We start from the raw sequence: 6,000 nt of genomic DNA, 5'->3' as shown, positions 1-6,000 counted from the left end.
AAAAAAAATTTACACAGTTTTGGGTGTTTTAAAGTACAGCAAAAATTTTCTACATCTGTTTTGGACTAACTAGGGGGTATTTACAGATTTTATCTATTTGATCTTTTTTTAATGATTGAAGTATATCATCTGCTTTTTGTTTTCCAATGGTTCAAAGCTAATGGTGTCAGATCCTATTTTTTAGTAACGATTTCACTACGTGATTTACCATGTTGATAAAGACTGACCATTTGGTGTTTAAAATCATCAGTGGATGTGCGTTTTTGCGTTTAATTTTATTCATATTTGTTCCTTTTTTAGTGGTGATAAGTTTTCCTTACCCCTTAAAAAAGTTGTATGAATTAGTGTAGCCGATCCACAAAGCAAACATTGGGTGTCGATATATCGATTTTAGTAAGATCGTTTTTTATGAATATTTATTGCCTCATTACTCAAATGACTGTAAATAACGTTAAAGATACCTACACGCTTATTTTTCCCAATATGTTTTGATCGCAAATCCTAATAAATTACTTGTCATTTTTACACGTTGCAACTGTAAAGCCCAAATCGGTGCTTTGATGACTCTTGCAAAGGGGAATGCTTGATAATATTGCCCATAAGCTTGTTTGGCTTGTTCATTTTGTAATTGAGTTGCTTTAGCTTGAAATTGGATACCTTGGATTTGCGTAATAGTTTTAGGCGTGACACTAATGGTTCCTGCCACTTTTGGATGTACTAACATCGCTTTGGCGTGCTGAGTTTTTAGTTCGGAAAGGAAGTATAAGCACATTAGTTGTTCATCAAATACATAAAAAGCATTACACGCCCATGGTGTGTTGTCAGGTAAGATAACACTGAGTGTTAACACATGATGCTTTTTGATAAATTTTATGATTTTAAGATCAGCTTGCATACTTTTAGCTTATATGAGTTATTCTGGTTTGTGATTTAAGTGCAAATCTTCGCCCCACCGCGGTAGTGTTGGAATATCAAGACCAAATAAGTCAAGTGCTCTAGCTACGCTATGGGTAATGATGTCATCAATGCTGTTAATATGCTGATATAGCGCAGGTACTGGTGGGCAAATAACCCCCCCCATAAGGGTGACTGCTTCCATATTTTTTATATGTGCTAAGTTTAAGGGCGATTCACGTACCATTAGCACTAAACGACGACGCTCTTTTAATACCACATCAGCAGCGCGAGTGAGTAAATTATCAGATAACCCTTGCGCTATAGCGGCAAGCGTTCGCATTGAGCAAGGAGCGATCAGCATGCCCATGGTTTTAAATGAACCGCTTGCAATGGCTGCACCAATGTTATTAACAGCATATATTTTATCTGCTAGTGATTCTATTTGCGCTAGGCTTATATCAGGTGCTTCGTAAGCGCGTGTGACATGTGCCGCTTTTGAGATCACTACATGTGTTTGGATATTGAGCGACTTTAAAAGCGTCAACGCTTTGATTCCATAAGCAAACCCTGTTGCGCCACTAATACCAATTACGATCCGCGGTTGTGTCATGCTTGTTCCTTTATTAATATCAAATTGCAATAAATATCATTAATTACTATTTTAAATAGTTAACCAGTCAAATGATACTTTAAAAAACAAATGATATTAAAGCTTGTTATGAAATAAATGACTATACCTAGCTATTGATAGTGAATCAAGTAGTCACTAGCTATTAGCATAGCTATTACATTAATAATACGTAAATTACATGGGAGGAAGAGTGTTTATTAGATTGCGTTTATGGCTACCCTGTATAAGTGGTAGCCTTTTTTAATGATTTATTCTTTAGCCATTGGCTCATTAACAACTTTGGTTTGTTGCTCACCTTGAATAGCTTTAATCTTTTCTGCATATTTTGTTACAGCATCTTTATTAGATAATAAGCTATAAGTTAGGGTAAACTCAGTGCTTTGTCCAGGTTCTAACTGACGCACACGTTTTTGCTCACGTTCGATAGTTACTGGATAAGCAAAACTGGTGCCAGGCTCTAATCCAGTGACATAGCCTTGTTTTAAAGTATCTGTATTTTTCCACAATGAAAGCACGGGTAGCTGATTAATATTAAAAGCAATACCGGCTGCTTTATCGCCTGCTTTATTGGTTACCATCACCTGTGTTTGTCCATTGGTATCAGCAAAAGGATAAACATTAAATACCATTTCATCAAAGCCTTTAGTTGGACCTAAATAAGTTTGCCATGTATTAAGTCCGCCTTTTGCATAGTCGTTAAATGGTGAAATTTCTTTAACAGGTGCAACAAACCTTGCGCCCTCTTCAAGAATTGGTGTACCAAAGTTACTGTGATAGATAATCTGATAATCACGAGTATAATCACCTTTATTAGTGACCACATCATGAACAGTAAATTCTTTACTTCCTGGTACATAACTAAGCGATACCCAAGTTTCTAGATTACTTTTTTTGAAGGTATTTTCTTTAATTAGGCCTTTAACTGTAATAGTATGTGGTGTTTTATCACTAATATCAACGATTAATTTAGATACAGGAGTATTTTGGGCTCGACCATGAAGCGTGTACATCATTCCATCAGCTTGCGCCGCATGACCTGTCCATTCAAAACCACAACGAACCATCATTTCGTTAAAGCCATCTAACCAACCTATTCCACCCGGCTTTCTAAATTAATATATTTAGGATTAACAACTTCGTCTACTGGTGAATCCCACCCCATACGTACGCCATCACCAACAACAGATAAAATACCTAAACCACGAGTTGGAATTAATTTAATAGTAAAATCATCACTAGAAATAGTAAGAAGTTCTGTACCGTCTTGTTTTCCACCTTTGAGCACAGTATTTTGAATGGTAAATTTATTACCATTTACGCCTAAATCTTGATTTGAAATTGACCAGTTACCTTTAGCAATATTCTTTTCGGTATCTGTTAATACAAACTCTTTAGCATTGGCGTTATAACTAATCAAACTAAGTACTACAGCTAATGAAACAGTTTTGACTTTCATAATATTCCTCATCTTTCATAGTTAATAAAATAGTACTGAATCGTTTCAGTCAATATGGCACAAAATAGCAACAATAAACAAAAGAAATATTATAAAAATGAGAAGTTATTCACACTTTTCCGACATCAAATAATTGCACATTATAAAAATGTTTTATTTATCCGAATCAGTGTGAAAAGGTTAGAAGATCAGTGCTTAGGTCTTATTTGCCCTGCTTTCCAGTGTTTTCGACATACTGAGTGGTATTCGCTATCACCTAGATGGATGGAGTTGCCAAATTTTACAATTTGCCCGTCTTGTCCTTCTAGTAAGATCATAGTAGCTTTTTTGCCACACCAACAGACGGTTTTGAGTTCTCTAAAATTATCGGCAATTTCGAGCAGTGTTTTAGAACCTTCAAATAGATGTCCCATATAATCAGTTTTGATGCCAAAAAACATGATAGGCACGCCTTTTTCGTCGCATACATCGGATAGTTTCCAGATAGTGTTGCGTGACAAGAATTGACTTTCGTCAATAAGTATACAGGCATAGTTACTTTGTTTGATGTGCTCAATGATGCCATCAACCGTTGTGTCATCAAGCTGTAGCGCCTTTTTGCGCAACCCCAAGCGCGAGACAATTTCAACCGCCGAATCGCGCGTATCAACCGATGATTTAAGCAGTAACGTTTGCATATTGTTACTTAGGTAGTTGTGGTCAATTTGTAATAATTCGGTAGATTTACCGGCATTCATTACGCCATATATATAGTAGATCTTAGACAAAATAACGCTCTCAAAATTAAAAGAAATAAGACATAAAAATAAGTGAATAACAGCTATTATGCAGATAATAAAAAAGGTAAGTTAAACAACCTACCTTTTTGTTTACTTAAAGAATAATTATTTTGCTTTACCTTGGTTTGCAACAGCTGCTTGTTTTGCAGCAATTTCGTCTGCATTGCCTAGATAATAGTGTTTGATGACTTTCATATTGTCGTCAAATTCATACACTAATGGTACACCAGTTGGGATATTAAGTTCGATGATGTCGTCATCACTAATGTTGTCTAGGTGTTTTACTAACGCACGTAGTGAGTTACCATGAGCGGCAATAATAACACGTTCACCTTTAGCTACTCGTGGTGCGATGGTTGATTCCCAGTAAGGTAATACACGTTTGATCGTTAATGCTAAGCTTTCAGTTAATGGTAGTTCTGATTCCGGTAATTTGCTGTAGCGTGAATCGTGACCTGGGAAGCGTTCATCTGATTTTTCAAGTGCAGGAGGTGTGATTGCAAAGCCACGACGCCATAATTTTACTTGGTCATCACCATATTTTGCTGCTGTTTCAGCTTTGTTTAAGCCTTGTAATGCACCATAATGGCGTTCATTTAATTTCCAACTTTTTTCAACCGGTAACCATGCTTGGTCAACTTCGTCTAAAACGTGCCATAAAGTGTGAATTGCACGTTTTAATACTGATGTATAAGCATAATCAAATTCAAAACCTTCTTGTTTAAGTAATTTACCTGCTTCAGCAGCTTCTTGGTTGCCTTTGTCAGATAAATCAACATCAGTCCAACCGCAAAAACGGTTTTCTTGGTTCCAAACGCTTTCTCCATGTCGAATAAGCACTAATTTTTTTACTGCCATAAATATAACTCCTTTGTTACATAGATTTAATTTTAGTAAATTCTTATTTATGGATATACCACCTAGTTGCTGCTTGGCATAGCCATTAGCATTGCGTCAATTAATTAACACAACACATTTATTATTATTTTGATAAATATTTTAATGGATCAACTGATTGCGCTTTGTATCGAATTTCAAAGTGTAATCTAACTGACGATGTGCCTGTTGCCCCCATTGTGGCAATTTGTTCACCTGCACGCACTGCTTGTTGTTCTTTAACTAATATAGATTGATTATGTGCATAAGCGGTTAAGTAATCATCGTTATGTTTGATGATAATTAAATTACCATAACCCGGTAACGCATTACCCGAATAGACAACTCGCCCATCAGCTGCAGCCATGACTTTGTCGCCAAGTGAACCTGAAATATCAATACCTTTACTTGCTCTTGAGTATTTTTCAATAATTTTACCTCGAGCCGGCCATCGCCAAGCAATATTGACAATATTTGAATTTGCCTTTTGATTACTTGCAGAATCCTCTAGTGGTTCAGTTATAGTTTCAGTTGTTTCTGTTATTGTTGGTTGTTTATTTTTATTCGTTGTAGTAATTGAAGTTGTTGTTGTTTTGGTTATTGTTGGTTTGCCTTTGGTTTGCCCAACTGATACCGATGAGCCATTACTATTTGATTTATTTGCTATTGTATTATTTGTTGTAGTTTTTTGTGTTACCACAACAGTCCCACCACTAACATCTAATACTTGACCGACATTAACCGCAAAAGGCTCTTTGATATTATTTTTAGCCGCTAATGAACGATAATCATTGCCCGTTACCCACGCAATATAAAATAAGGTATCACCACGTTTAACCGTGTAAGTATCGCCTTGATATCCGCCTTTTGGAATATCATCATAATTACGGTTATAAACAATACGCTCATTACTAATCACCGTACTATTATTGGTGCTGTTAGTAACCGCAGAAGAAGATACCCTACCTCTTGTTGAAATATTGGCTGGTGGTTTAGTATAAACAGAAGAAGTTGATGAACCACCTGCGCTAGAAATATCTTCGATTTCGGCTTGCTCGGTTTGTGTACACGCAACAATTAACAAACTTAAGCAACTTAATATAAATATTTTTTTCAAAGCGACACCTTTCATTCGTGAATTTTATTTTTAGCTATTTTTTATTCAATAGCATTTTATACATCTTGTTTAATTAGCACATTTTAGCGTTTTTATAGCAAAAAGCTATTATATTGATTACTTATTGGTTAAATCAATAAATTCACTCAAAATTTGATAGTTTTGCCTATAAATTTTTTTAAAAAATAATTATTATGACTATTTTTTACTGTTTGGGATTAACTATTTATTTGGTTTTTGTTGG

Annotated in this window: 5 protein-coding genes and 1 pseudogene; all 6 read right to left on the bottom strand. The window is 35.4% G+C overall.

Features of this window, described 5'->3' with window-relative positions; genetic code table 11:
• Window positions 1-469 precede the first annotated feature (469 nt).
• The 6 genes and pseudogenes from GQ590_RS03990 to nlpD all read right to left on the bottom strand — a co-directional run bounded on the left by GQ590_RS03990 (window position 470) and on the right by nlpD (window position 5,771).
• Entirely contained in the window at window positions 470-895 is a 426-nt protein-coding gene (locus GQ590_RS03990; protein WP_160406890.1) for a pyridoxamine 5'-phosphate oxidase family protein, read from the bottom strand.
• A gap of 18 nt (window positions 896-913) precedes the next feature.
• A complete protein-coding gene (locus GQ590_RS03985; protein WP_160406886.1) occupies window positions 914-1,507 on the bottom strand; it encodes a UbiX family flavin prenyltransferase in 594 nt (197 codons plus the stop codon).
• 269 nt (window positions 1,508-1,776) lie between these two features.
• Window positions 1,777-2,984, bottom strand: a pseudogene (locus GQ590_RS03980) (aldose 1-epimerase family protein).
• A 188-nt stretch (window positions 2,985-3,172) separates the two neighbouring features.
• On the bottom strand, window positions 3,173-3,751 hold the full coding sequence (locus GQ590_RS03975) for a thymidine kinase (protein WP_160406884.1): 579 nt from the start codon (window positions 3,749-3,751) through the stop codon (window positions 3,173-3,175).
• Between the two features lie 117 nt (window positions 3,752-3,868).
• A complete protein-coding gene (gene gpmA / locus GQ590_RS03970) occupies window positions 3,869-4,621 on the bottom strand; it encodes a 2,3-diphosphoglycerate-dependent phosphoglycerate mutase (protein WP_091123425.1) in 753 nt (250 codons plus the stop codon).
• Window positions 4,622-4,745: 124 nt separating this feature from the next.
• Window positions 4,746-5,771 (bottom strand): murein hydrolase activator NlpD, encoded by a 1,026-nt coding sequence (gene nlpD, locus GQ590_RS03965; RefSeq protein WP_160406882.1) that lies wholly within the window; start codon window positions 5,769-5,771, stop codon window positions 4,746-4,748.
• Window positions 5,772-6,000 lie beyond the last annotated feature (229 nt).

It is taken from the genome of Gilliamella sp. Lep-s35 (assembly GCF_009795845.1).
Lineage (GTDB): Bacteria > Pseudomonadota > Gammaproteobacteria > Enterobacterales > Orbaceae > Gilliamella.
Note: the sequence above shows the minus strand (reverse complement) of the source record. Positions and strands in the feature narration are given on the sequence as shown.